This is a genomic window from Microcoleus sp. Pol10D4, assembly GCF_036701555.1.
Lineage (GTDB): Bacteria > Cyanobacteriota > Cyanobacteriia > Cyanobacteriales > Microcoleaceae > Microcoleus.
In genome coordinates, this window is record NZ_JAUBRA010000025.1 from 1 (window position 1) to 24,374 (window position 24,374).

23 protein-coding genes are annotated in these 24,374 nt (G+C 44.4%); 12 read left to right on the top strand and 11 right to left on the bottom strand.

Annotated elements, in window-relative coordinates; genetic code table 11:
- Positions 1-107: 107 nt before the first annotated feature.
- The 3 genes from QUA36_RS14540 to QUA36_RS14550 all read right to left on the bottom strand — a co-directional run bounded on the left by QUA36_RS14540 (position 108) and on the right by QUA36_RS14550 (position 1,636).
- Positions 108-788 carry a DUF433 domain-containing protein gene (locus QUA36_RS14540; RefSeq protein ID WP_333458188.1) on the bottom strand — a complete coding sequence of 227 codons (681 nt, stop codon included), beginning with the start codon at positions 786-788 and terminating at the stop codon, positions 108-110.
- Between the two features lie 111 nt (positions 789-899).
- The gene (locus QUA36_RS14545) at positions 900-1,268 is read right to left on the bottom strand and encodes a hypothetical protein (protein WP_333458189.1); all 369 of its coding nucleotides are present in this window, start codon (positions 1,266-1,268) and stop codon (positions 900-902) included.
- 113 nt (positions 1,269-1,381) lie between these two features.
- Positions 1,382-1,636 carry a hypothetical protein gene (locus QUA36_RS14550; RefSeq protein WP_333458190.1) on the bottom strand — a complete coding sequence of 85 codons (255 nt, stop codon included), beginning with the start codon at positions 1,634-1,636 and terminating at the stop codon, positions 1,382-1,384.
- 423 nt (positions 1,637-2,059) lie between these two features.
- On the opposite strand from QUA36_RS14550, the gene QUA36_RS14555 reads away from it, so the two are divergent.
- A complete protein-coding gene (locus QUA36_RS14555; protein WP_333458191.1) occupies positions 2,060-2,557 on the top strand; it encodes a helix-turn-helix domain-containing protein in 498 nt (165 codons plus the stop codon).
- A 192-nt stretch (positions 2,558-2,749) separates the two neighbouring features.
- Here QUA36_RS14555 and QUA36_RS14560 read toward each other — a convergent pair whose 3' ends face one another.
- Positions 2,750-2,947 carry a hypothetical protein gene (locus QUA36_RS14560; protein WP_333458192.1) on the bottom strand — a complete coding sequence of 66 codons (198 nt, stop codon included), beginning with the start codon at positions 2,945-2,947 and terminating at the stop codon, positions 2,750-2,752.
- A gap of 196 nt (positions 2,948-3,143) precedes the next feature.
- Positions 3,144-4,181, bottom strand: coding sequence for an NADP(H)-dependent aldo-keto reductase (locus QUA36_RS14565; RefSeq protein WP_333458193.1), 1,038 nt, complete (start codon positions 4,179-4,181; stop codon positions 3,144-3,146).
- Between the two features lie 197 nt (positions 4,182-4,378).
- On the opposite strand from QUA36_RS14565, the gene QUA36_RS14570 reads away from it, so the two are divergent.
- The 5 genes from QUA36_RS14570 (at position 4,379) to QUA36_RS14590 (ending at position 11,462) form a co-directional block, all read left to right on the top strand.
- The gene (locus tag QUA36_RS14570; protein ID WP_333458194.1) at positions 4,379-5,539 is read left to right on the top strand and encodes a DegT/DnrJ/EryC1/StrS family aminotransferase; all 1,161 of its coding nucleotides are present in this window, start codon (positions 4,379-4,381) and stop codon (positions 5,537-5,539) included.
- A 149-nt stretch (positions 5,540-5,688) separates the two neighbouring features.
- Positions 5,689-6,564 carry a cyanoexosortase B gene (crtB, locus tag QUA36_RS14575; RefSeq protein ID WP_333453863.1) on the top strand — a complete coding sequence of 292 codons (876 nt, stop codon included), beginning with the start codon at positions 5,689-5,691 and terminating at the stop codon, positions 6,562-6,564.
- Positions 6,564-7,283, top strand: a complete 720-nt coding sequence (locus QUA36_RS14580; RefSeq protein ID WP_333453861.1) for a cyanoexosortase B system-associated protein — start codon at positions 6,564-6,566, stop codon at positions 7,281-7,283. The genes crtB and QUA36_RS14580 overlap by 1 nt, the downstream gene beginning before the upstream one ends.
- A 128-nt stretch (positions 7,284-7,411) precedes the next feature.
- On the top strand, positions 7,412-8,989 hold the full coding sequence (locus QUA36_RS14585; protein WP_333458195.1) for a polysaccharide biosynthesis/export family protein: 1,578 nt from the start codon (positions 7,412-7,414) through the stop codon (positions 8,987-8,989).
- 187 nt (positions 8,990-9,176) lie between these two features.
- A complete protein-coding gene (locus QUA36_RS14590; RefSeq protein ID WP_333458196.1) occupies positions 9,177-11,462 on the top strand; it encodes a lipopolysaccharide biosynthesis in 2,286 nt (761 codons plus the stop codon).
- A gap of 459 nt (positions 11,463-11,921) precedes the next feature.
- Here the strand turns inward: QUA36_RS14590 and QUA36_RS14595 are convergent, their stop codons facing one another.
- Entirely contained in the window at positions 11,922-12,200 is a 279-nt protein-coding gene (locus QUA36_RS14595) for a hypothetical protein (protein WP_333158222.1), read from the bottom strand.
- A gap of 446 nt (positions 12,201-12,646) precedes the next feature.
- Between QUA36_RS14595 and lpdA the strand changes: the two genes are divergently transcribed.
- Entirely contained in the window at positions 12,647-14,083 is a 1,437-nt protein-coding gene (lpdA, locus tag QUA36_RS14600) for a dihydrolipoyl dehydrogenase (protein ID WP_333458197.1), read from the top strand.
- Positions 14,084-14,174: 91 nt separating this feature from the next.
- On the opposite strand, the gene QUA36_RS14605 is transcribed toward lpdA, so the two are convergent.
- Together QUA36_RS14605 and QUA36_RS14610 are read right to left on the bottom strand one after the other, a co-directional pair.
- Positions 14,175-14,417, bottom strand: a complete 243-nt coding sequence (locus QUA36_RS14605) for a hypothetical protein (protein ID WP_333458198.1) — start codon at positions 14,415-14,417, stop codon at positions 14,175-14,177.
- 93 nt (positions 14,418-14,510) lie between these two features.
- Positions 14,511-17,513 (bottom strand): HEAT repeat domain-containing protein, encoded by a 3,003-nt coding sequence (locus tag QUA36_RS14610; protein WP_333458199.1) that lies wholly within the window; start codon positions 17,511-17,513, stop codon positions 14,511-14,513.
- 613 nt (positions 17,514-18,126) lie between these two features.
- On the opposite strand from QUA36_RS14610, the gene QUA36_RS14615 reads away from it, so the two are divergent.
- The 5 genes from QUA36_RS14615 (at position 18,127) to QUA36_RS14635 (ending at position 22,677) form a co-directional block, all read left to right on the top strand.
- Complete coding sequence (locus QUA36_RS14615) at positions 18,127-19,269, top strand: IS4 family transposase (protein WP_333458200.1); 1,143 nt, start codon at positions 18,127-18,129, stop codon at positions 19,267-19,269.
- A gap of 214 nt (positions 19,270-19,483) precedes the next feature.
- Positions 19,484-19,888, top strand: coding sequence for a transcriptional regulator (locus QUA36_RS14620; protein ID WP_333458201.1), 405 nt, complete (start codon positions 19,484-19,486; stop codon positions 19,886-19,888).
- Between the two features lie 58 nt (positions 19,889-19,946).
- Positions 19,947-20,846, top strand: a complete 900-nt coding sequence (gene trpC / locus QUA36_RS14625) for an indole-3-glycerol phosphate synthase TrpC (RefSeq protein WP_333158476.1) — start codon at positions 19,947-19,949, stop codon at positions 20,844-20,846.
- Between the two features lie 349 nt (positions 20,847-21,195).
- Positions 21,196-21,441: a DUF5340 domain-containing protein gene (locus QUA36_RS14630; protein ID WP_333055069.1), complete on the top strand. Its 246-nt coding sequence runs from the start codon at positions 21,196-21,198 to the stop codon at positions 21,439-21,441.
- Positions 21,442-21,519: 78 nt separating this feature from the next.
- Positions 21,520-22,677 (top strand): alanine--glyoxylate aminotransferase family protein, encoded by a 1,158-nt coding sequence (locus tag QUA36_RS14635; protein ID WP_333158204.1) that lies wholly within the window; start codon positions 21,520-21,522, stop codon positions 22,675-22,677.
- Positions 22,678-22,739: 62 nt separating this feature from the next.
- Here QUA36_RS14635 and QUA36_RS14640 read toward each other — a convergent pair whose 3' ends face one another.
- The 3 genes from QUA36_RS14640 to QUA36_RS14650 form a co-directional block, all read right to left on the bottom strand.
- On the bottom strand, positions 22,740-22,952 hold the full coding sequence (locus tag QUA36_RS14640) for a DUF2949 domain-containing protein (RefSeq protein ID WP_333158203.1): 213 nt from the start codon (positions 22,950-22,952) through the stop codon (positions 22,740-22,742).
- A gap of 12 nt (positions 22,953-22,964) precedes the next feature.
- Entirely contained in the window at positions 22,965-23,279 is a 315-nt protein-coding gene (locus QUA36_RS14645; protein WP_333158201.1) for a hypothetical protein, read from the bottom strand.
- A gap of 493 nt (positions 23,280-23,772) precedes the next feature.
- Positions 23,773-24,288 carry a DUF192 domain-containing protein gene (locus QUA36_RS14650; protein ID WP_333458202.1) on the bottom strand — a complete coding sequence of 172 codons (516 nt, stop codon included), beginning with the start codon at positions 24,286-24,288 and terminating at the stop codon, positions 23,773-23,775.
- Positions 24,289-24,374: the final 86 nt, after the last annotated feature.

The following is a 24,374-nucleotide window of genomic DNA, read 5'->3' on the forward strand; positions in this document are numbered from 1 at the left end:
ATTTTTTTCTAATTAACTACTTTTAGCGATTTTATCATGATCTGACGTCTGTCTCACATTTATTTGAAATGACTATAACTAGCACCACGGCCCTCACCTGCAAAAAATCAGGTAGCTGACTCACAAACTTTCTCTACCTTTTTATTGCCAATGTCGATCGGATTTGTTTCTTGAATTCGCCATTTAGCATAGGCGATAACTTCTTTAAAGTCTGCTTCTTCAAGTTCTGGATAGGTTTGGCGTATTTCTGCTGTCGAATAGTGAGACGCCATCATTGAGATGATAGTTTCAACAGTTATGGGTAAGTTGCGAATGCAAGGTTTTCCCGCCATGAATTCTGAATCGGAGGTAATTCTAGTAAATGGCTGGATGTCTTCTTGGCTAGTCGTTGCAATTTCATTGTCCTGAATTACTATTCCAACTCCCGGAATAAAACGCACAGGCTTTGTGCCTTCGAGGGGGTCTACATCTCCCCAATCATAGGGGGGAATTTCATTATCGACGAGGTAAAGTTGACGCCAAGGCGATTTTGCCAATGCTTCCTCGGAAATATCAGGAAAAAATATTAGCACTTCTGCGATGCCGACTGGAAAACCATTGAGTTTGCTCAAGCCATCTATAATGGCGGCTAGGACGGATAAGTCTAGGTGGCTGAGGTTTTCGGCTTTTTCGATCAGTTGGTATACGGTTTCAGGATTGAGTGTTTCGCCCACAGCTTCGACTAAGTTTTCGGGGGTGAAACCTCGACATTTCAAGTATTCGGCTAGTTGTAAGCGAATTGTACTCATGGGTTTAGTTGAGAAAGATTTTAGGGTCAAGTGCGATCGCCTTTTACCATTGTCCTATTTTTTGGATGGGAAGGGCGATCGCCCTTTTGATGAATTTACCTACATCCCTGTTTAATATTCCTCGTCAAAACAGTCTTCAATCGAAAGACCATCTGGCGAAAAGGGATCTACTCGTTGTCGCAGTTCACGGTTCTCATCCTCCAATGAATCTATCTTGTGTTGTAGTTCAAGCTTTTCATCTTCTGAGTCATCTAACTTTTGTTGCAGTTCAAGCTTTTCATCTTCTGAGTCATCTAACTTTTGTTGCAGTTCAAGCTTTTCATTGCATTTTTGTTCATTCTCAATTTGAAGCAATTCGATAGTTTTGTCCTTTGCTTCAATTTTTTCAAGCAGAATGCGGTTCAAGTTTGCTTGAGTAGAGAGTGCTATTTCAAGTAGCTCACTAAGTGGTCTGTTTTCAGCAATTTGGATGTTAGCCATTAGCTTCTTTGACTAAGTGTTGGGTGGATTGATACTCACAATTACAACAAGTAGATTAGATACAGCTAAGCCAGCCAGTAAGCTGACTGGCTGCTGTCTAAGCTATTTTGTTTTCAGTTAATTTCCTGCTTGGGAGAGTGCTGAGCAATCCACCCGCGAATCTCGTCATTAGCCATACCTTTGAAGTATGGTCTGTCTTTTATACCTTGACGCTTGGCTAGGTTCAAGGCGATCGCAACAAGCCGAGGCTCTGGCTGTGTATGCCTTTGACTATCTTGATGGAGCTGATAAACCAGATAAGCTAGCTCCAAACCACGAGGATGCTTAGACAGCTTGTCTAGTAGCGAAAGCGGATTTTGTGTTATCATGTTTGTAAATGTCTAAACAACAACAGAATCTTTAAAGTGACCTGATGCACGCCAGCGCAGCCACTGTAAGATTCGATTTTACGAAAAATACAAAACATTAGAGAGTCCTTACACCTGAGAAGTGTTGAGACTTAGCGTCCTTACACCTGAGAAGTGTTGAGGACGCTTTTGTTTTGTCTTTTTGTTTTGTCTTTCAGAGACTATAGCATCTTTTTTCTATTTTCGCAAAAGCTTGCACAAGCCTAGCAACATTAAACTTTGGGGCTTAACTTTAGGTGCTAGACCCGAAATTTATATCCTTATAAGTAAATACTTCAGTGTAAATTTAAGTTATCTTATATTAATAACCTGACTTGTGCATCAAGTGCATATATTATACGCATCACGTGCATATGCTAAGATGCACTTGATGCAGTTGTACTTATGCACGTAAAACATATGTCGATAGAGAAGAATCATCAAGATGACGAGGAAGACTCGGATCCGTGGCTAATAGGAGAGACTTTTTCGGAAAATGACTTACTTCAACAGCCGCTTCAGCCCACAAATAAAAATTCCAAAAATGACTTACAACCCTTGCCAGTTGTCCATTCAGATCTCGATGAATACGGCTTAGACCCCTACGAATTCCGACTCTATGCCCATGTAGTTCGCAGGACAGGGGGAAAACTTAACGGTCAGTGTTTCGCTAAACTGAAGAAAACAGCAGAAATCTGTCATATGAGCGTCAGAAAAGCCCAATATGCCCTCAAAACTCTATGTGATGCGGGTTTAATACTGAAGGAGCAGCGTAGGGGACGTACTGACGTGTACAGACTAACTCCCAAAAGCAACTGGAAACCAAAAGAAGAACTCAAGCAGATTCGACAGCAAGCCAAAGAGTCTAAAGAGTCTAAAGTTGAGGACTCAGAAGAAGAGTAAAATGCAAACAAGCTAAACCGTGGTACGGGCGGGACGCCCGTACATCATCTGCGGTTAAAATATTCGTAGGATAAATTAATACTTAGGTGCGATCGCCCTTAACACCCTTTGTTTAAGGATAAAAATTAGGGATAAATGTGAGGGGATAAATTAATACTTAGGTGCGATCGCCCAAAACACCACCCAAACAAACTACTTGCTCAATACCGCAGCATCGGTACTGCTAGCAAAAGCCGGACTAATAAACTCCTCCTTCTCTTCCAACGTGATGTAACCTTTATCTACAGCTAGCTGCATCACTTCCTGAAGAAAACCTCTGAACACATCTAATACGTGAGTGCGATCGCATTCAGAAACCTTTTCCCAACCTGAAGTTTCAAACTTCCTCAAATAAAACTTACACAGGGGAACTCAGAAACCGGGTTTTTTGAAATAAAACTTCGTTACAGCCCGCAGATGGAGTAAAAAACCCGGTTTCTTTGGCGGAGTGCGTAAGTTCTGTTTATGTAATTTTCGCATATTAAAGTGGTAAGTTGGGCGAAGTGAAACATAGGGTTCGTTACCTCAACCCAACCTACTAATAAACTTACGGTGTCGGATTCGGATACTTAGCGTGCACCGCATCGATTTCCGAAACAATCTCCTTATCCAAATTCACCTCCAAACTACCGATATTTTCCTCCAACTGTTCGAGACTTGTTGCACCGATAATTGTGCTAGTCACAAACCAGCGCGAGCGCACATACGCCAAAGCCATCTGCGCCGGACTTATCCCATGTTGCCCCGCAATCTCAACATACGCTTTCACCGCATCATTCAGATTAGTTTTATCGTAACGCTGACCAAATCCCGCAAATAAAGCCAACCGCGAATTTTCGGGAATTCCATTCAAGTATTTCCCCGTTAACAGCCCAAACCCCAAAGGACTATAAGCCATCAATCCCACATTCTTAAAACGGCAAGTTTCTGCTAAATTTAGGTGAAATGTCCGATTGCTCAAACTGAAAGCATTCTGAATCGAAACAACTTTCGGCAAGCCGTGTTTTTCAGCCAACGTGCAAAACTCGCAAACTCCCCAAGGCGTCTCGTTGCTCAAACCTAAATAGCGGATTTTGCCAGCTTTAATTAAGTCAGAAAATACCTCTAACTGTTCCAAAATTAATACTGTTTCGTGTTCTTGGGCGATGTCGTAATCCGGTGCGCCAAAAAGTGGCACGTAGCGATCGGGCCAGTGGATCTGATAGAGGTCGATATAGTCAGTTTGCAAGCGCTTCAGGCTGTCATTCAGGGCTTTTTCGACATTTGGGCGATCGATCTGATTTTTCCCTTCCCGAATCCACTTTAAGCGAGTGCTTCTGCCCGCCACTTTAGTCGCTATAATGACTTTATCCCGCTGCTGTTTCGCCAACCATTCGCCGATATATTCCTCTGTTTTGCCCTGAGTTTCCGCCTTTCCAGGGACAGGATACATTTCTGCCGTATCGATAAAGTTGATTCCTCTATCGATCGCAAAATCGAGCTGTTGGGCCGCTTCTGCAACGGTGTTCTGCTGGCCATAAGTCATCGTACCCAAACAGATTTCAGATACTGATAAGTCACTGTCGCCTAGTTTTTTGTATTCCATGAGTTTGATTGCTGGAAAATTATCTGATTCTATATTACAGAAAAAGTTTGATTTAATTGACAGCTCCAGAAAAGTGCGATCGGCTTTCTCCTCTCTTCCTCTTTTCCTCTGCGCCCTCTGCGCGCTCTGCGGTTAAAAAAAAATAAAAGATATCCGCACTTAAATGTTAATATAAATAATTAGTATTCCTCTGATGTATGAGTAGTCGCCCGCCAAAAGTTCCATTTGTCAACCTCTCCCTGCAACACCAACCAATCCAATATCAAATAACAGAAACAATTGGAAAAATTATCGAGCAAGGAGATTTTATTTTAGGCCAAGCACTCGCCGAATTTGAAACAGCATTTGCAGCAGCTTCAGGAGTAAAATACGGCGTAGGAGTGGCTTGCGGAACAGATGCGATCGCTCTGGGACTCCAAGCTTGCGGCATTAATCCGGGCGACGAAATAATCATACCCGCTAACACTTTTATCGCCACTGCGATCGCCGTTCTCCAAGCCAGAGCTATACCTATTCTTGTAGATTGTGACCCGGAAACCGCCCTGATTGACCTCACAGCAGCCGAAACAGCAGTTACCTCGAAAACTAAAGCAATTATTCCCGTACACCTCTACGGTCAAATGGTATCGCCCCGGCAGCTTTTAGATTTTGCGAATCGCCACGATTTAATCATATTTGAAGATGCCGCCCAAGCGCACTTAGCCGAAAGAGAAGGATACCGCGCAGGTTCCATTGGTAAAGCAGCAGCATTCAGCTTTTACCCCAGCAAAAACCTCGGTTCTTTTGGCGACGGCGGGATGTTAATTACTAATGATGCAGAGCTCGCAGACAAAATGCGAACTCTCCGCAATTACGGAGCACCCAGCAAATATTTGCATACAGAAATCGGTAGCAACAGCCGTCTCGACAATTTGCAAGCCGCCGTGCTCAATGTTAAATTGCCTTATTTAGAAAAATGGAATCGCGATCGCACCGCCGCCGCCCAACACTACGATACTCTACTAGAACCCCTGAAACACAAAGGCATTGTACCGATCGCCAACCACAGCAGCAGCGGTCACATTTATCACCTCTATGTTATCCGAATTACTGAGGAAAGCTCGTTAGCGAAGCCCTCGAAAAGGCTCGACCGCAACACCCTTCAGGAAAAACTCGCCCAACACGGCATTCAAACAGGTATACACTATCCCGTACCTTGTCACCTGCAACCCGCCTACCAAAACTTAGGCAATCGCGGCGACTTCCCCCACGCAGAAACCCTGTGCGAACAGATTTTATCATTGCCAATGTATCCCGGATTGAGCAATACTCAGATCGAGCAAGTTGTTCGGGCGATCGTACTATCATTGAATTGCTAATTGTTCATAAAACTTATGCTGGAGGTGTTTCAAGCAGTAGGGTGCGGTTATCAAAGCGTTTTTGTGGATAATTAACAAATCTTTAACTAACACTTTAAAGCCCCAAAGCGTTGCGAATCCAGCGCAGCAATCTTAAAACTTCTCAAACCATGCACATCCAGCGTAAAATTCGCATTGTTTTCAAGCGATACCTCCTGGGGGAAGGTATCACAGCGCTCCTAGTGCTGCTGTACGCCCCCCTGCTAGTACACTGGTACGATGGCTGGTTGAACAAAAGCATCAGCCTCGAACACGAATATTTCAGCCACGGACTAATTGGTTTGCCCTACGCAGCTTATATTGCTTGGATGAACCGAAAGTGCTGGCGCAGCTTACCCAACTCACCGCATCCTTTGGGAGGCTTTTTACTGGTACTAGCCACGCTTTTTTATCTGAGTCGCTTGAGCGATTTAGTAAATTTATCCCTGCCCGTAATGCTGGCCAGCATTTGCTTATCTTTAAAAGGAATTCCCGGCTTGCAATTGCAGGCGATGCCGCTTTTATTCGTATTTCTGGCTTCGCCCAACCACATTCCTTACCTCATAGAACCCTACGCCTTGCCCTTACAGCAATTCATTGCTGAAGCATCAGGCTGGATATTAATTAAGGTTGGTATCAACGTGAGAGTGGAAGAAATTTATCTGTACGTGAACGAGCACATTGTAGAAGTTGCTCCGCACTGTGCAGGCTTGAAAATGCTGTTTACCAGTCTTTACGTCAGCTTAATTCTGCTGGATTGGACGGGAGTTTTGAACTCTCGCAAAAAAAGTCTTTTGTTTTTAGTGATTACATCCATTATTAGCATCACTTCCAACATTTTTCGCAATACTTTGCTAACTTACTTTCACGGAACCGGTAGAGAGGCGCTTTTTACTTGGCTACACGCCGGATGGGGCGGAGATTTATATTCTGCTTGTATACTAGGGTTATTGGTACTTCTCCTCAACGGGATGGACAAGTATTTCCCAAGTCAGTCTGGCAATTAATGAAACAGATGATTTCAGCACAGAAACTACTGCGGCGGTATCAATTATCTAAAATTATGGTACTGGTGTTTTTGCTGGTATTAGTTGGGGCAGTAGCAATTCCCGGCTACGCGACGGGAAGGTGGCCTTGGACAAACCCGCCAACCCTTGCCAACCTCAAGCAATTAAGAAGTTTGCGCCAAAACGGGATAAAAATTCCTGGATGGCAGGTTATAGGTGTTCAGAATAACGTCCAAATTGGCGCTCACAGATGGTTAGTTCAAGAAATTAAAAATGATCAAACAATTGCCATTTTATTGCTGTTGCCTCAAAATTACCCCAAAAACCAGCCCCAAGTGGAATGGCTAGATATCGATGGATTTCACCGGTGGCAAACCGATTCTCATCGCACTTTGAGGTTTACAGTTAAATTAGCACCAATACCCGACCAGCCACCGCCTACTGTCGAGGCGAGGTTTTTCCGAAGTTGGACTCCCCAACAAACTTTTGCTGTCGTGCAGTGGTACGCTTGGCCTAACGGGGGTTCTCCAGCAACCAGTCGCTGGTTTTGGGAAGACAGTATTGCTAGACTCTCGAACCGCCGCGCCTCTTGGGTGGCTGTCAGTATTATCCTTCCCATTCAACCGCAGGGCGATATTAAGATAGCTCAACCATTGCTCGAATCTCTCGGTGAAAGTGTTCAGGCTAAATTAATTACAGAAACTTTTCGCTTTGAGTAAGCAGGTAAGTGCAAATAAAGCAGCCTTGGGCGTGGGTGGGTTTTGCCAAAATCAACTGCTTCCTAGTAAATATCAGGTTTCAACTCGCCCGAAAATATCTTATTTTTTTTTCTCGTCGCTCTATTTAGATGAAACTTACCAGTCAGGTCATTATTCAAAATATTACTTTTTTAAATCCTCTGAAAATGCGGCAAAAATCCACAATTAAAAATCGCCTCGCTTTTTCCTTGGCAGGTCTGTATTCAACTGCTTGGACTTTATCTTTTGCTGCTGTATTCTGGGGTTTTAATAGCAAAAATTTTTCGGAAACGGCTTTAGCTCAATCTGTTGTTCCACGAGACGATCGACTCGTGGCGCCACCGCCATTGCCTGTAACGCCACCGCCGCCTGCCAATTTCAACCGGGATATTAACCCAGCTTTTCGGAATCGGCCCTACCGCCTGGGCCCGGGAGACCAGATTTCTGTTCAAGTTCAGCGCTTCCCAGAGCTAGGTTTTACGGGTGCAATCAGCCCTGAAGGGGTAATTGTACTGCCGCTAATTGGAACAGTAAATGTGCGCGGCCTTACTGTCGAAGAATCACAGCAGCGCCTCCGGGAGCGCTTTGGCCAATTTATCAAAAATCCTCAAGTCTCGGCTGCTTTGCTGGTTCAGCGCCCGGTAGTGGTGACGGTGACGGGGGAAGTGGCCAGACCGGGTTTTTATCCGCTGCAAACCCCCCAGCTTCCTGCGGCTTTGGCGGCTGCTGCTGGGACTACTCCTACGGCGGAACTGCGGGCGGTGCGGGTGCGGCGGACTCTGCCGGGAGGTGCTGTCGCGGAGCAAGTTGTTGATATTTTGACACCGTTGCAAACTGGTATTGCTCCGCCGGATTTGCGTTTGGAAGATGGAGATGCGATCGTTGTACCGTATAAACAGGTTACGCCCGATCGCAAATCCGATCAAGATTTAGCATCCAGGTACAGCCTAGCTGCTGCCGCTGTCCCCATCCAAGTCACTGTCACCGGAGAAGTCAGCAAACCGGGTTTTTACACGCTTCCGGCGGGCTCTGGTCGAATTTCGGCTGCTTTGGTGATTGCGGGGGGAGTCACGGGAGAAGCCGATTTGCGGGAGGTGCGAGTGCGGCGGACGCTGATGGACGGCTCCTCGGTGGAGGAACCAATCGACCTCTACACTCCCCTAGCAAATGGTAAGGATTTGTTCGATTTTCCTTTGGCATCGGGAGATGTGATTATCATCCCGGAATTGGACGCTAGTACCAAAAACCTAGACTACGACAAAGCTCTTGTTTCGCGGTCTACTCTGATTAAGCCCCGGATCTACGTTCGAGTTTTGAGTTACGCTAGTGGTGGTTTGACCTCGTTCTACGTAGAAAATGGCAGCAGGTTTTTGGATGCTCTCAACAACTTGCCTGTTAATCTAGCTAACTTGCGGGAAATAGCCCTGATTCGGTTCGAGGAAAAGCAAGGTAGAGCAATCAACCGTTCGATAGATGCTAAAGCTGCTTTGGAGGGCAATATTTCTCAGAACCCGATACTGCAAGATAATGATGTAATTGTGATTGGTAGAAATTTGGTAGAGCGCATTGGTTATGTAATCAATACTTTTACTCGACCATTCCGCGATACTTTGGGATTTATTCTGTTCTTTGAGCAGTTGAGAAATGGAGTAACAGATTTGTTCGGCCCGTCACGCAATGATAGGTAGTCATACCATTTTAGATTTTAGATTTTAGATTTTAGATTTAAGATGGGGAATGACTTAGGCGATATGGGTTTAGCTCGCAGACCGAATTTTCTAAGGTTTTTTGGGGGTTTGTAGAATTAGTCAGCAGTCATTAGTTATCGTTAAGAATTAGCAATCTAAAATCTAAAATCTAAAATCTAAAATTGTCATGACTTTATCAGTTGTTAAACGTTATTTAATTGCTTTCGACCAATACAAGTGGGTGGGACTGGCTACTCTCGCGGTGACTGTTGGTGTGTCGGGAGTAGTGGCCGTGCAGCCAAAGCCGGCGCCAGTTTACGTTGCAATAGGTACGCTGGCCTACGACAGACCGAGCGTGATTTTTTCATCGACGACTACTAAAATTCAACAGGAAGGACAAGAAATAACTAAAGATATGCTGCTGGATACAAGGGTGGTTGAACCAGCAGCCGAAAAACTCGTTAAATCCGAAGAAAAATTAAACAAAGAAGAAGCGAAAGAAAAAATACAAGCTTTGGCTAAAAAGCTGGGCAAAGACGTGCAGATAAAGATGCCAAGTAAGAGTAATGACCCCAGCGCTTTGATTCAAGTATTGTACAAAAATGGCGATCGCAAAAAAGCAGAAGCGGTAGTAAGGACGCTGATGTACGAAATGGTGGAACACAGCAAAAGTATTAATACTTCTAGACTGCGTGAGACTATCGCCCAAATTAACAAGCGTTTGCCCACAGTAACTCAGGAACTCCGAGAGACGGAAGCAAAACTTGAAGCCTACGAAAAACGAGAAGGAACTTCAATTTTAGCAGCTCAGAGCGGTGCACTGCCGCAAGCGATTACCAGCAGCCAACAGCAGCAGCGACAACTCCGCGTGCAGTTGGGAGGAATTGAAGCTCAAATGAACAGTTTGCAGGATCGCTTGGGATTGAATGTGGAGCAAGCTTACGTCGCTCAAGCACTCTCTGCCGATCCAATTATTGCCCAACTGCGAGTGCAATTGTTTTCGATCGAATCTCAGCTCAAAATTCTCCGCAGCGACTTGCAGGAGGAACACCCGAAAATTGTAGAATTGCTCAAACAAAAACAAGCTTTTGAGCAGCAGTTGCAGCAGCGGCAATCTGAGGTACTCGGCGGTAACGGGGTGGCGGCTCCGCTCAGAAGTGCCGCTCGAATTCGGGTAGACTCTTCTTTAGATCCGGCTAGACAGCAGTTAGCTCAAACTTTGATTGCTTTGCAAACGCAGCGGGATGCGGCGCAACAGCAACTCCAAGGAATCGAGAAAACTGAACAGCTATTGCGTCGGGAACACGCGACAATCCCCAACAAGCAGTTAGAACAAGCGCGGTTAGCCCAGCAAGTGGCGTTCAAAAAAGCTCTCTACGACAAGATGCAGTCGGCTTTGGTAGATGCTGAGGCGGCGGTAGCTGAGACAACGGGGAGTTTGAGAATCGCCCAATTGCCGCAAACTGATGACGTTGAGTCAAACCAGAGAGGTTTGCCCGTGATGCTGGCGGTGGGCGGATTTGTGGGATTGCTGCTGGGCGGGGGGTTGATATTTTTGTTGGGGATGCTCAACGGCAAGTTTTACAGTTGGGAAGAAGTGCGGGCGGCTTTGGTGGAAAAAGAGGTGCCGATACTGGCAGTTTTGCCTGAAGTGACGGTGTTTGATTCCTACGGCGATGAAATAATGCCGCTCGCCCTGGAGACAAATTCTCCCTATTTGGAATTTTACGAGCGGTTGCGTACTAATTTGCGCCGGATCGGGAACAAACCGGTGAAGGTGGTGTTGCTGACTTCGGCGGCGCCTTTGGAGGGGAAAAGTTTTAGTGCTTACAATTTGGCAATTGCATCGGCTCGATCGGGTAAACGGACTTTGCTAATTGAAGCAGATTTGCGATCGCCTTCTAACGTTGAATCTTTGAAAATTGCTGCTGATCCTTTGGCGACTGTGGAACCTTTGCACTATTACGGCAATATTAGCGAGTGCGTCCTTTTGGTTCCAGAGGTAGAGAACCTATACGTTGTGCCGAGTCCCGGCTTTTTGCGGCAAGCCTCCGCCGTACTAGAATCAAGCGAAATGCGGAGATTGTTTGAGGATGTTCGCAACCGCTTTGATTTTGTGGTTGTGGATTCTCCGGCGTTGAGCGAGTGCAACGACGCGCTGACGTTGGAACCGTACACGGACGGTATGATTTTGGTGGCGCGGCCTGGTTACACTTTGTCTAGTATGTTGTCTGAGGCTGCAGATCAGTTGCTGGAATCTGAGGAGGAGGAGTCGCATAAATCTGGGCCGCGGCTGTTGGGAGCTATTATTAACGGTGCTGATATTCCGGTGAAGTTCCGCAATGATATTGATATTGATGAATGGGAGTTGCCTGTGAGTGCGATCGGCGATCGTGCGATCGAAGTGCGATCGAGGCAATTACCGCAGCACTCAAAGCCTAAAAACAAGGCTATTAATAGTAAATTGAGATAATTTATCTGGCTTGATTCTTGTAAAGCAATCCTCAACCAAATGTGAATGTTTTGTAGGTGCAACCTAAGCAGGTCAAGCCGAAAGCACCGTTAACAACCCGTCGATTTTGATTGGGAATTGATATAAATTCTGGTTGCTTTGGAATGATTAAACCGCAGAGGACACAGAGATCACAGAGTCAGAGAACAGAGAGATGAATCATTTCTATGCTATGAGATTTGAGATTTGAGATTGATATCAATTCTGCTTGCTTTGGCCTGATTAAACCGCAGAGGACACAGAGTCAGAGAACAGAGAGATGAATGATTCCTCTGCTACCGAATTTGACATTAAAAATTGACTCCACAGATTCATCTGGGAGCGTAAACATTAATCTAAAATTTTTCGCTTGTCAACCGTCAACAGTCAACCGTCAACAGTCAACACTCAACAGTCATTACTTGAAAATGTATCATCGCACTATTGATTCGATTCCGGGCGTTTCTGGTGTTTACTCTGGATAAACTGTTCCAAATCGGCGATCGCATCTTCAAAATCCGACAAATTAATTTTCGCAGGTCTAGTCTTCTTCGGCAAACTCGAAGACTGACTCGCAGACTTAGCCGGAGGCGGTGGAGATTTAGGTTGTGCAGCTTGACTGCTGTTCGATTCTATAGAATCGAACAATTCATCCAGGGACTCAAAAAATGATTGAGCCGAGGCCCGGCGTAAATCTTTCTGGTCATCGTCATCCGTCATAAGCCACTCCATAGAGTCCAAAAGTTGCCAACAAACTCTGTGCGCCCCGGCGCGTGCAGATATTAGACATGAAAACCGACTCAAACAAGCAGGGGGACAGAATTTAACCGGGCGGTGGGAATGCCTGCGGCCCAAGTTGCTGCCCCAATATCAAACCTGCTGCGGGCATTGTCAGCCTTCAAACTGTATTTAACTTTACACCCGCCTACTGAGTGATTTGAGACTTTGTGTAGACCCAGCTCAAAATCATTGACCCTGAAAAAATCTCAGTTACGGCTCTTTCGTTGTCTAATTAACCCTAGTCTAGTCGAGAATAAGGAGACAGGACTTATGCAACTATTACCGCTGTTCAAAGGTTGCGATGGCAACGCGCCACCCCGAAAGGACGGAGAGACGGTGTTTTTTGCTTGAGTCCTAAGATTTCAAAGGCATTAGGAGATTTTAAGGTGACTCAGGGATTTGATTACGATTTAGCAATTATCGGCGCTGGCGTGGGCGGACACGGCGCGGCCATACACGCGGTTAGCTGCGGGCTGAAAGTGGCAATTATCGAAGCAGGGGACATGGGAGGGACTTGCGTCAACCGCGGCTGCATTCCCTCGAAGGCGCTGTTGGCGGCTTCCGGGCGAGTGCGAGATTTGCGGAATGCCCACCACCTGAAGACTTTGGGAATTCAATTGGGCAGTGTGGATTTCGATCGCGGGGCGATCGCCAATCACGCTAATACTATTGTTAGCAAACTTCGCGGCGACTTGACCAACAGCCTCAAACGTTTGAACGTCGATGTCATCCAAGGTTGGGGCAAAATTGCCAGTGCTCAAAAAATTACCGTCGAAACCGATAAAGGCGAGAAAACTATTACCGCCAAGGATATTATTCTCGCTCCCGGTTCGGTTCCCTTTGTCCCCCCAGGGATAGAAATTGACGGCAAAACTGTATTTACCAGCGATGATGCTGTCAGGTTGGAATCGCTACCGAAGTGGATCGCAATTATTGGCAGTGGCTATATCGGTTTGGAGTTTTCGGATATTTACACGGCCCTGGGCTGCGAAATTACGATGATTGAAGCTCTAGACCAATTGATGCCGACTTTTGACCCGGATATTGCTAAGTTGGCAGAACGAGTGTTAATTGCACCCCGCGATATTGAAACGAAAGTTGGGTTGTTGGCTAAGAAGATTATTCCTGGTTCGCCGGTAATTATTGAATTAGCTGATTTCAAAACTAAGGAAGTTGTCGAAGTTTTGGAAGTTGATGCTTGTTTGGTAGCAACTGGTCGGGTTCCGGTGAGCAAGAATTTGGGGTTAGAAACTGTTGGCGTGGAAACCATGCGCGGTTATATCCCAGTTAACGATAAGATGCAGGTTTTGGCGGCGGGAGAACCGGTGCAAAATTTGTGGGCGATCGGCGATGTTAATGGCAAGATGATGTTAGCGCATTCTGCGTCTGCTCAGGGAATTGCCGCAGTAGAAAATATTTGTGGCCGTGCGCGCGAAGTTGACTATTTGAGTATCCCGGCGGCGGCGTTTACTCACCCGGAAATTAGCTATGTGGGGATGACGGAACCTGCGGCGAAGGAGTTAGGAAAAACAGAAGGGTTTGAGGTCGGTTCTGTCAAGAGTTATTTTAAGGGAAATTCTAAGGCTATTGCGGAGGGTGAAACTGACGGTATGGCTAAGGTGATTTACCGGAAAGATACTGGGGAGTTGTTGGGAGTTCACATTTTCGGTTTGCACGCTGCGGATTTGATTCAGGAGGCGGCAAATGCGATCGCCCAGCGCGATTCTGTTAACACTTTAGCATTCCGAGTTCACACTCACCCGACGCTTTCGGAAGTGTTGGATGAGGCGTTTAAACGGGCGGCTGGAGCAGGTAGTCATTAATTTGTAGGGGCTGTTTTCTTGTTTTATATCCCCGACTTGTTGAATAAGTCGGGGATTTCAGTATTCTGTTTTAGGGCGGTAGTAGAGCAAGTTAAAGGAGATGAAAGTGCTCGCAATTGCATCTTTTACCATTCTCCGGAACAGGCAAGATGCCTGTTCCACAAAGAGTAAGTTTTTTTGTGGGGAGTAGGGGTTGGGCATCCTGCCCGCCCGTCAAAGGCTTATTGAGATGGGAACCGTAGATCACCATTTGGGTGAGGCGATCGCCGTAGAGTTGCTCGAAGTGCGATCGTAATTGCGTCAGTATGTTCTTAAGTTTATCATTGATGCTCATATTTGTTATAAATGATTGGAGAGCGATCGCATTGTATAGAGTATATTTACACTAACTTAAAACCTTGCCTAAAACAAAATACTAATTAGTGGCTTAACTGTGCCAAGCTTCATAATAGTCTGGGAAAGGCATAGTTTCAGCGCATTGCCAAAGAACCTGGTAGCACTTATGATAAAGCTCGACATCTTCGTGAGTAGATATCTGATTTTGCAGAGGAGGTTTTAAATTTGAGACGGCAGATGACAGCGGATATCTTTTAAGTATTTTTCCCAAACTAGAAGCTGTGTAAATACGAATATCTGGAGCGTTGTAAATCATGTCTATTAATACCTTGATTACTTCTTCGTGCATTACGTTAGTATTACCAAGGTATGCAATGGCAAAATGACTAATTACAAAATTGCTGTGGCGACTCAACTCAATCAGTAGCGCAACTGCTTGCTTATCATTAGTACCAAATTTGCCTAAAAGCCTGACCGCATCCCGAAAAATATGCTCATTAGGACTATTGCGAATCAAATAAATAAGGCTCTTAATTGCTTTCGGAGATTTAGATGCAATATACTCGAATGTTTCTCCTGCCCATCTACGTTTTAATTCATCTTTACTAGATTTTTTCTCGTCAAGCAGCCATTGGAGTAATTGCCGAACTACATCAAAAATGCTAGGTTCAATAATTACGCTAGCTTGAGGATGATCGGGTGCAATTTGCGCTAAGCAGAAATGCGCTTCACTACGCATAAAATCACAAGCACTTTTTTCTATCAAATCCACTAACTTCCCGATCGCTTGCTCATTACTCGGATAAATTTTTCCCAAACATTCAGCAGCTTTTACACGAGTGTATTCATGGTGACTGTTTTGCATCATGTTATTAAGTTCATTTATCAATTGCTGATTGTTCTGACCAATCAGTTCTAAACTATTAAATGCTTTATCAAAGAGATACTTTCCTTCAATAAATGGATCTGGATAGATATTGGAAGTGGTACGAATCAAATCAAGCAGCCCATCGATTGCGTGTTGGTTGCCAGTTCCAATTTTTCCCAAACTCTCAACCATATTTGCCAACAAACCATTAGTAGCATCAGTGGTACTGTTAAGCATCAGGTTAATTAAAGCAGGGATGGTTCGGCTGCGATCGCTCTCTTGGAATGCAGCCCTCGCTAATTCTGAACTTGGGCAACTTTCCCCAACCCACATCTGCATCTTTAAATTGAAATAACCATATCCCCATCTAATCAATTGCGATAGGATTGCATCAGCACAGCTACATTCCTTAAACTCAGCAATACCTATCGCTGCTAAACAATACGCTCGGTATTCATAAAAACCTTTGCGATCTAAAATACAATCCCGACATCCATCTTGAAATTCAACCAAAGCCTTAATAAAGGCTTCCTTATTCTCTGTTCGTACATCCTCGCCCCCCAGCCACAATAAAATAACCTCTTTCCACTGGCGCTCAAAAATTCGGTAACTTGCTTTTGAGTCTTTGGGGTTGTCAGGAATGTGATTCAGGAAAAAGTTCCAATGATCAATGGTACCCGCCGCGAAATATTCCTGAAACGTGGGATGCCAGAAAGCATAAACAGGTTCTTCAGGTTCATCTGCATCCATTCCCACTTGATTCAGCCAACCCAAATCCAGGGCCAATTGCAGCAGAGAATCTTTATCCTTTGGCTTGCCCAAAAGCTGACAGACAAATTTATGTCGCAAGCGAAACCGAGTAGGTTCTTTATCGATCGCTTCTCTGGCCAACTCTCCCAGCTTAGCATTCAGCCGCTCTTGATTATTAGAGTCCAGGCGGAAATACTCTGCTTTCCAGTCAAAGATTTTATCGACAAATTTTTGATATAATTTCGCTTTTGTATCAGGCAAATCGCCATCTCGCCCTTGCCAAATTGCACACAACAGGGTCAACCTTAAAGGATTTTTGGCTAAATCCTTAATCCGTTCCTTTCCTGGTTGATGAATTGCTTGCCATAAGCGATCGCCCAATGCGTTATCTTTACTAAACCACTTCTCGATAAACTGCTGTACCTGGGGATAGGTGAACGGTTGAGTAATATAAAATTCAAAGCCATCCAAAATGCGGGGGTTAGCCTGCCAAACATTCAGCCGACAACTTGTTACTATCCGCACATGAGTCAGCAAACCCCTTGCAGATAAGGTTTCCTGCATCTCTGCTGCCATTTCATCTAGCCCATCTAACAGCAACCACACCTGCCGCTGTTCCAACTGACTTTTCCAAGATGTCTGCAAGTTTTCAGTGACAGCTCCCTCTGCATCTCGCAGCCAATCATTAAATATGTAATCACTTAGATTCGTTGCTAAACGTCCTAGAGAAACCCAAATCACCAAATCATCTGTATTATCTAACAGCCAGAAAGCGATTTTCTGTAAAAGCGTGGTTTTCCCTCCTCCTGGTTCACCAATTATGGCAATTCGATTGTTTTTCTTGGTACTGAGGAGTGTTGTGAGAAATTGGTTGTATTCAAATCTTTCGGTTTTGCTGTACCCCGTTGACTCGTACAACAGCGAACCCTGTTCCGGTGATGAGTCGCCTCCAACCTTTTGGATTTGCTCCTGCTGCACTAAGGTCAAATCTACATAGATATTTTCATCAATCAGATCGCGCTTCATTTGAGGAGGCATTAGCTTATTGCTGCTTAGCCGCTTCTGTTCCAGAAGCATCCGGCGACAAACCTCCTGCCACTTGTCGGGAGTGTGCTGAAATACCAAACCTTCAGTCTGATTATTCGCAGCAAGGTTAGAGGTTGCAGGTAGCCCAGGCAGCTTTCGCGTTTCCTGATATTGAGCATATCCAGTTTTCAGCCACTCTCGCAGTAGCTCGAATTTACCCTTTTTACCAGAATCAAGCTTGGGGCAACTTTGAGAAAACTTGCCATAGACTTCTCCTAATCGTCTTCCCAGCGTAGCCTCGCTGACGTTCAGCTCATTTGCTAACTTCGCGTTTGATACCTTTGACTTTAAATTTCGCTCCGCGAACCTCGTCATGAAAACCTGTCTATCGTCCGCATCGAACAAGCTGTGAGTATCCGCAACTTTTTCCAGAAAGTCATCCCAGGACATCAGCTATCTCTCCCGTCTTATTCATTAAATTATAGTCTTTATTGTCAAATAGCGGATTCAATCTGAAAGTTGATAGCATCTTGATAGTATCTTGATAGCATCTTGTGGGTTCCTGTTTGGATGGGCATTGTCTAATGGGTTTAGGGATAAATCAACAACCCAAACACAGAGGATTAACTTATGAAAAACAGCAATACTTCAAGCGAAAGCAGAGAACGGCAACCTGTAGGCGTGCAGCTTTGTCTTCCTTGGGGCGAGGAAAAAATTTACTATGATTCTCCCCCATCGCGAACTAAGATCCGGAGTCAACGCAGAAGGGAAGTTAAAAAACACGACTCCCAGAAATTTGTCATTGTTCTGAACAAAAAGTCTCACTAACTATCGCATCTTGTAGAGAGGCGATTAATCACTTCTCTACAAAAGAAATTTGGAAATTTTCACGAAATAATGGGTGCGACTGGTTTCTATCACTGCTTCGATCGCTCCGACTCCAATCTTTACTCGCCAATCTGACGGGGTGACAGGTTGCCTGAAAATCATACAGTCCGGCAATCCTAGACAAATCGCCTAGAAAAAGATAGGGTAAGAAAGCTTCTTACCCAAAAACACTTAAATGATACCAGAATTATATCATGCCCATTTGTTAGAAAAGCTGACACGTTCTCATTACTTATTGACAATTTTATTGATTCAAGTAGTGCAATCGATTAAAGAAGTCACATTGGAAAGCATAGCAGCAAAACTAGCGATGCCCATTAAATTTGAAAGTAGAAGAAAAAAGATTCAGAGATTTTTATCGGAGGATGAATGGACTTTAGATAGTATTTGGTTGCCACTGGTGATTGGTTGGATTAAAGGTAGTGTCAAACAAAATAAGGTTGTATATTTAGCAATAGACCGAACCAAATGGCAATCAAATAATATTTTGATGGTTAGCATGATTTGGCGAAAAAGAGCTATTCCTATTTATTGGAAAGTCCTTGACAAACAAGGGAACAGCACATTGGAAAATCAACAATTCGTATTAACGCCAGTATTCGCCGCCTTATCAAATTATAAATTGCTCGTGTTAGGAGATCGTGAATTTTGTAGTGTTACCCTGGCAAATTGGCTGAGGGAGAAGAAAGTATATTTCTGTTTACGACTAAAAAAGAATGTTTGTATCAAGACGGAATTGGAGTTATGGACTGAACTAAAAATGCTAGGATTAGAGCCAGGAAATAGCTTTTTCAATCAAGAAGTAACAATCCGAAAAACCGCACCAGTTACGGGGTTTAATTTGGCAGGTAAGTGGCTGGGTAAATATCGAAATATTACTACAGAAGAACCTTGGTATATTCTGACAAGCTTGGCAAATATACAAGCAGCAGTTGATGCTTATGCAAAAAGATTTGGAATTGAAGAAATGTTTAGAGACTTTAAGGGTGGAGGATATAACCTAGAAAGGACTAATCTCACGGGCGAGCGATTGAGTAAATTATTAATTCTGTTATCACTAGCATACTTGAAGAGTATAATCCAAGGGATAGAAATTAAGTCAAAGCAAGTTCAAGAATATCTAAGCAGAAAAACAGAAAGTCACAGAAAATATGCTAGACATAGCACTTTTTATATTGGACTTTGGGGTGAATCATGGGTCGATTTGATGTTTAGTAATTGGCAGGTTGTTGTTGAATTAATGTCTTTGTCTCCACATAAACTACCTAATTATCAACAAGGCATAAGAGCTATGAGGCTTATTCTATCAGCGTTATAGACGACTTGTCGCCCCGACAGCTCGCCAATAGAAAAGAAGCCCGATCGCCCTTTTAGTTAAATTGGGGTTTTAGCCGTTCGCACTTAAATTTGATAGAATTAGGTATCTGCCAAACATCTGAACGATCGCTCAATGCACGTTATCAGTCGCAAAAAATTAATAGACTACTGCCAAAATTATAATCTAAAATCTAAAATCTAAAATCTAAAATCGAATGACTCTTACTTTTGACTCCGACAGTTACAGCAGCCTGCTCTCTCAATATCAACCTCGAGTTATCAAAAATGAAGATGAAAACGAGACTTTTTTAGAAATAGTTGAAAACTTGCTGTCTCGGAAAAATCTAACTCCCGAAGAAGATACTCTGTTAGAACTTTTAGTCAAACTCATTGAGGATTATGAAGAAACTCACTATCAACTGAATGCTTCAACTCCCCACTCAAGACTTCTTCATTTGATGGATGCTAGAAGTTTAGAACTAGCAGATTTAGTAGAAATTATTGGCACAGTTGAGACGGCAACTGAAATCGTTAACGGTCAGCTAGAAATTAGCAAAAAACAAGCTGAGGCTTTGGGTAAATTTTTTCATGTAAATCCGGGTTTGTTTCTGTTTGATTAATCGTAAACCATTATATAATACGTTGAAACTTGTTACGATCGCCCTTTATCCCTCTATCATGCTTCAAATCCGCCGTCGTCCCCCCAGCACATCCGTTTCCGTACTCTACCTCAGCTACCAAATCGCCGTACCCGACGCCGAACCCCAGCACATCCTCGAAGAAATCGTCTGGGAAAAAGAAGCTGAAGTTGCCCAAAAGCGCGATCGCACCCCATTAGCCGATCTTCACAAAAAACTCCCCTTTGCACCGCCCATCCGCGACTTTCTTGCCGCCCTTAAAAACGGCAAAACCACACCCGCTATCATCGCCGAAGTTAAAAAAGCTTCCCCCAGCAAAGGCGTAATTCGCGAAGATTTCGACCCCGTGGCGATCGCCCTAGCTTACCAACAAAACGGCGCTAGTTGCATCTCCGTACTCACCGATGAAAAGTTCTTTCAAGGCAGTTTCGACAACCTCGCTAAAATCCGTGCAGCCGTCGATTTACCCTTACTTTGCAAAGAGTTTATTATCTATCCCTACCAAATTTATCTCGCCCGGATTCACGGCGCCGATGCTGTGTTGCTAATCGCAGCTATTCTATCTGACAAAGACTTACAATACTTTGTAAAAATTGTCAAGACTTTGGGCATGACAGCTTTAATAGAAGTTCACACTCTCGAAGAACTCGATCGAGTATTAACCCTACAAGGCGTTAACCTGATCGGCATCAACAACCGCAACCTAGCAGACTTTTCCGTCAGCCTAGAAACCACCAGCCAACTATTAGCCGATCGACAAACCGAAATCCAAGCAAAAGGCATCCTCATTGTCAGCGAGTCAGGAATCCACACTCCCGACGACCTCGCTAAACTTGCCAGCGCCGGCGCCGAAGCCGTTCTCATCGGCGAATCTCTGGTCAAGCAGCCCGATCCAGGCGCAGCTTTAGCCTCCCTTGTCGATCGCCCTCCCAGCCTGTGAAAGGCGAGACCGCTTGACAAAGCACCCTTGATTCTGATAAAAAATGATTAAGTAGGTAAATAATGAGAATTTCTAGCCTGCATCGACTCAAGCGCTACTGTAAAAAAGAAATAGCACTGAAAGCTATATTGCATAGAAATATTTTGCCAGAAAGCAATTAAATCTATTCTGTAAGCCTGTCGATCGCAAGATTTAGCGTGTCCAACGCACCCAGCCCCGAATATTCGATCGGCAAAGCAGGGGTTATTGTACGGTTAGAAAACAAATAAAAAATCGGGCATCTAATGTTCACCGTGATGCCTCATGCAATTGCAATGGGGTATCGGTTCGCTGAGGTATATTAGCTTTCATGGAGCCAATCCCCCTTCCTTCGTACATTCATTATGAATTGCTACTTCAATTGTTAGAACGCAAAACGATGTTTGCTGTCAGTCCACAATCGCCGCAGCAGCAACAAGTTCACCAACTTATTATTACACTGCGTAAAGCCCTTGCCATTCAAAAGCAATTAGAACAAAGCTGCGAGCGATCGAACTTAGCGGTAGAACATCGCTGGGCTCTAAATGAAATTAACCACAAGGGAGTTAAAAGTTAAAAAAGTTAGGGTAGCGACGTGACGTATCGTATTTGATTTATTCTATAGAACTCCCACAGGAAAAGTTAGGACAATATCATGGACAACAAATTAATGCTGATGATTCCCGGCCCGACGCCGGTGCCTGAAGCGGCATTGTTAGCGATGGCAAAACACCCGATGGGCCACCGCAGCAAGGAATTTGACGCGATTTTTGCAGAATGTACCGAAAACTTGAAATGGCTGCACCAAACAAAAAGTGACGTGCTGAGTTTAACGGTTTCTGGTACCGGCGCGATGGAAGCTGGGATAATTAATTTCTTGAGTGCGGGCGATCGAGTTTTAGTCGGTACTAACGGCAAATTTGGCGAACGCTGGGCGGAAGTCGCCGAAGCTTACGGTTTAAACGCCGAAATTATTAAAGCTGAGTGGGGCCAACCTTTAGACCCGGAAAACTTCCGCGAAAAACTCGAAGCAGATACAGAGAAGCAAATCAAAGCAGTCATCATCACCCACTCGGAAACCTCCACGGGCGTCCTCAACGACCTCGAAACCATCAACCGCCACGTTAAAGCCCACGGTGAAGCTTTAATTATGGTCGATGCTGTCACTAGCTTAGGCGCTGTCAATATTCCGATGGACGCTTGGGGAATCGATGTCATTGCTTCTGGTTCTCAGAAAGCTTACATGATTCCTCCAGGTTTGGGTTTTGTGGCCGTCAGTCCCAAAGCTTGGGAAGCTTACAAAACTGCTAAACTGCCCCGCTATTATTTGGATTTGGGCAAATATAGCAAAGACGCTGCCAAAAATACCACTCCTTTTACTCCCCCTGTCAATATGTTTTTTGCCCTGCAAGCATCGCTGCAGATGATGAAAACAGAAGGGTTGGAAAATGTTTTCGCGCGGCACCAACGCTTAATGAGAACTACTCGCGCTGCGGTAAAAGCTTTAGGTTTGCCGTTGTTTGCCGCTGATGATGCGGCCAGCCCTGCGATTACTTCAGTTATGCCGCCAGCATCCGTAGATGCTCAAAAAGTGCGGACTTTGATGAGAAAGAGATTTGACATTGCTCTCGCCGACGGACAAGACCATTTCAAAGGTAAAATCTTCCGAATCGGTCATTTGGGCTTTGTGGGCGATCGTGATATTCTAGCAGCAATTTCCTCGTTAGAAGTCGTGTTGCGAGAACTGGGTCATGAAGGCTACACTCCTGGTGCCGGCGTTGCCGCTGCTGCCAAATTCTTGGCTGAATCCTAATCTCAGTTGTTAAAGGATTTTAGATTTTGGATTTTTGATACTCTCTAAAATCTAAAATCCTTTTAGTATGCTTCGGATAACCAATCAAAGATTTTATCCAACTGTTCGAGAGTGACTAAACCGTATTGCCACAGAACCATCGGCAAGGAATTCGGGTCTTTATCGCGCTGGCGCTGTTTGTCACCGCCACGTTCGGCGACAGCAATTGACGCGGGAGAAATTGCCAAATCTTCTTGTAAAAATCGAATTAATCGAGTGTATTTAGCGGGTGCCATGTGATTTCACCTCTAAGTATAGGACACCATTTTCTGATGTGAACCTGATGTTTGTGATGAGTAATAAGCCAGTTTTAAATTTGTCTTGTTACCGTCGATAGCTTTTAAAACGCTATTAGCGGTTGAACTGCCAAACGTAATGCTGAGTGCTACTGTAAAGCTAACCTTTCCCAAAAAGTGAAAGGTTTTGCAATTTTGCTGATGTCGGCCCGATCGACTGGTAATCGCGATCGAACCTAAACTGAATAACTCGGCATCTTTGCAGCGCGAATCAGAATAAATTCTGCTACCTAAAACTACTAAACCAAGTTCAGAGTTTAACTTCATCTGCCGAAATGCAGAATCCGCAAATCTACTTTGGCAAAATTAGTTAGATATTTCGATCAAACCCGAAAATGCTACCAGAAGTTAAGTTTGCCAATTACCGCCAATTAACTTGGCTCGTAGCATACTACTTTAGATAGGTTTAGTAGATTTACCTCGATCGCCAGAACTTCCAGAGAATTTCTTTTCGTGTTGCTACACCTTGAGGCTGAGTATCGTCTCTCAGGATTGGTAACGAGTCGCTGACTCGTCTCATACCTGCGACCAACAATCTACAGCTTCCGGAAACAAGCTCAAGTCCTGACTGACTGAGATCGACATCCTAGCAAATCTTTCGGTGTTTGTACTGAATCTTACATTAATATATTAACAAATTTAATCAATTTTTGTAAAGTTTCTAAATTTTCTCCGGTATTCCGAAGGTAGGGGGATCTCTGGGCGATGGAAACCGGGGGATTATGTCTGTGTGCAGATTTTACTGAAAGAGTCCGAAGTTTTATTGGAAAAACTCGATTTCAATACGATCGCCCTTTTTGACACCGAGTTCAGCAGCTCGCCCGCCCCGGAGTTCAATAACTCGATCGACAGCAGTATCTGGCCCGTAGGTAGGACAAGGATCAGCAGTACAAGGAGGTGCAGAAACTTCGATCGCCTCAACCACCCCATCTCGCAGAAAAATCATATCCAGAGAAATCTGGCAATTTTTCATCCAAAAATTGACCCGCCGCGCCGGTTTAAACTCAAACAGCATTCCTCTGTCATCCGGCAAAGAAGTTCTGTACATTAAACCCATAGCCTGCTGTTCAACTGTTTTCGCCACTTCGAGTTCGATTGGGCGATCACCTATCCGAGCTCTAGCAGAAACAGGAAGCACTTGACCCGATGTTGTCGCCGTCGCAGACTGATCCGCCAAAATACCAGTAGCACCAGCATTTGCGATCGGTAAAGTCGGCGAACATCCCAGCAAAAATATACTTACTCCAATACCGAGCAAATTAGTTAAATAACTCATAATGATTTTAGATTTTAGATTTTAGATTGGGAATTGAACATTAGAACTAGCCAACAGTCAACAGTCAACAGTCAACAGTCAACAGT

What these genes read in the sequence shown, in the direction of transcription:
- QUA36_RS14630 (WP_333055069.1), top strand. Translation starts at nt 21,196, where the DNA reads ATGGAGCCAATCCCCCTTCCTTCGTACATTCATTATGAATTGCTACTT.
- QUA36_RS14620 (WP_333458201.1), top strand. Translation starts at nt 19,484, where the DNA reads ATGACTCTTACTTTTGACTCCGACAGTTACAGCAGCCTGCTCTCTCAA.
- QUA36_RS14645 (WP_333158201.1), bottom strand. Translation starts at nt 23,279, where the DNA reads ATGAAGTTAAACTCTGAACTTGGTTTAGTAGTTTTAGGTAGCAGAATT.
- QUA36_RS14640 (WP_333158203.1), bottom strand. Translation starts at nt 22,952, where the DNA reads ATGGCACCCGCTAAATACACTCGATTAATTCGATTTTTACAAGAAGAT.
- trpC (WP_333158476.1), top strand. Translation starts at nt 19,947, where the DNA reads ATGCTTCAAATCCGCCGTCGTCCCCCCAGCACATCCGTTTCCGTACTC.
- QUA36_RS14545 (WP_333458189.1), bottom strand. Translation starts at nt 1,268, where the DNA reads ATGGCTAACATCCAAATTGCTGAAAACAGACCACTTAGTGAGCTACTT.
- QUA36_RS14565 (WP_333458193.1), bottom strand. Translation starts at nt 4,181, where the DNA reads ATGGAATACAAAAAACTAGGCGACAGTGACTTATCAGTATCTGAAATC.
- QUA36_RS14570 (WP_333458194.1), top strand. Translation starts at nt 4,379, where the DNA reads ATGAGTAGTCGCCCGCCAAAAGTTCCATTTGTCAACCTCTCCCTGCAA.
- QUA36_RS14635 (WP_333158204.1), top strand. Translation starts at nt 21,520, where the DNA reads ATGGACAACAAATTAATGCTGATGATTCCCGGCCCGACGCCGGTGCCT.
- QUA36_RS14585 (WP_333458195.1), top strand. Translation starts at nt 7,412, where the DNA reads ATGAAACTTACCAGTCAGGTCATTATTCAAAATATTACTTTTTTAAAT.
- crtB (WP_333453863.1), top strand. Translation starts at nt 5,689, where the DNA reads ATGCACATCCAGCGTAAAATTCGCATTGTTTTCAAGCGATACCTCCTG.
- QUA36_RS14650 (WP_333458202.1), bottom strand. Translation starts at nt 24,288, where the DNA reads ATGAGTTATTTAACTAATTTGCTCGGTATTGGAGTAAGTATATTTTTG.
- QUA36_RS14540 (WP_333458188.1), bottom strand. Translation starts at nt 788, where the DNA reads ATGAGTACAATTCGCTTACAACTAGCCGAATACTTGAAATGTCGAGGT.
- QUA36_RS14590 (WP_333458196.1), top strand. Translation starts at nt 9,177, where the DNA reads ATGACTTTATCAGTTGTTAAACGTTATTTAATTGCTTTCGACCAATAC.
- QUA36_RS14610 (WP_333458199.1), bottom strand. Translation starts at nt 17,513, where the DNA reads ATGTCCTGGGATGACTTTCTGGAAAAAGTTGCGGATACTCACAGCTTG.
- QUA36_RS14580 (WP_333453861.1), top strand. Translation starts at nt 6,564, where the DNA reads ATGAAACAGATGATTTCAGCACAGAAACTACTGCGGCGGTATCAATTA.
- QUA36_RS14550 (WP_333458190.1), bottom strand. Translation starts at nt 1,636, where the DNA reads ATGATAACACAAAATCCGCTTTCGCTACTAGACAAGCTGTCTAAGCAT.
- QUA36_RS14595 (WP_333158222.1), bottom strand. Translation starts at nt 12,200, where the DNA reads ATGACGGATGACGATGACCAGAAAGATTTACGCCGGGCCTCGGCTCAA.
- QUA36_RS14555 (WP_333458191.1), top strand. Translation starts at nt 2,060, where the DNA reads ATGCACGTAAAACATATGTCGATAGAGAAGAATCATCAAGATGACGAG.
- QUA36_RS14605 (WP_333458198.1), bottom strand. Translation starts at nt 14,417, where the DNA reads ATGAGCATCAATGATAAACTTAAGAACATACTGACGCAATTACGATCG.
- QUA36_RS14615 (WP_333458200.1), top strand. Translation starts at nt 18,127, where the DNA reads ATGATACCAGAATTATATCATGCCCATTTGTTAGAAAAGCTGACACGT.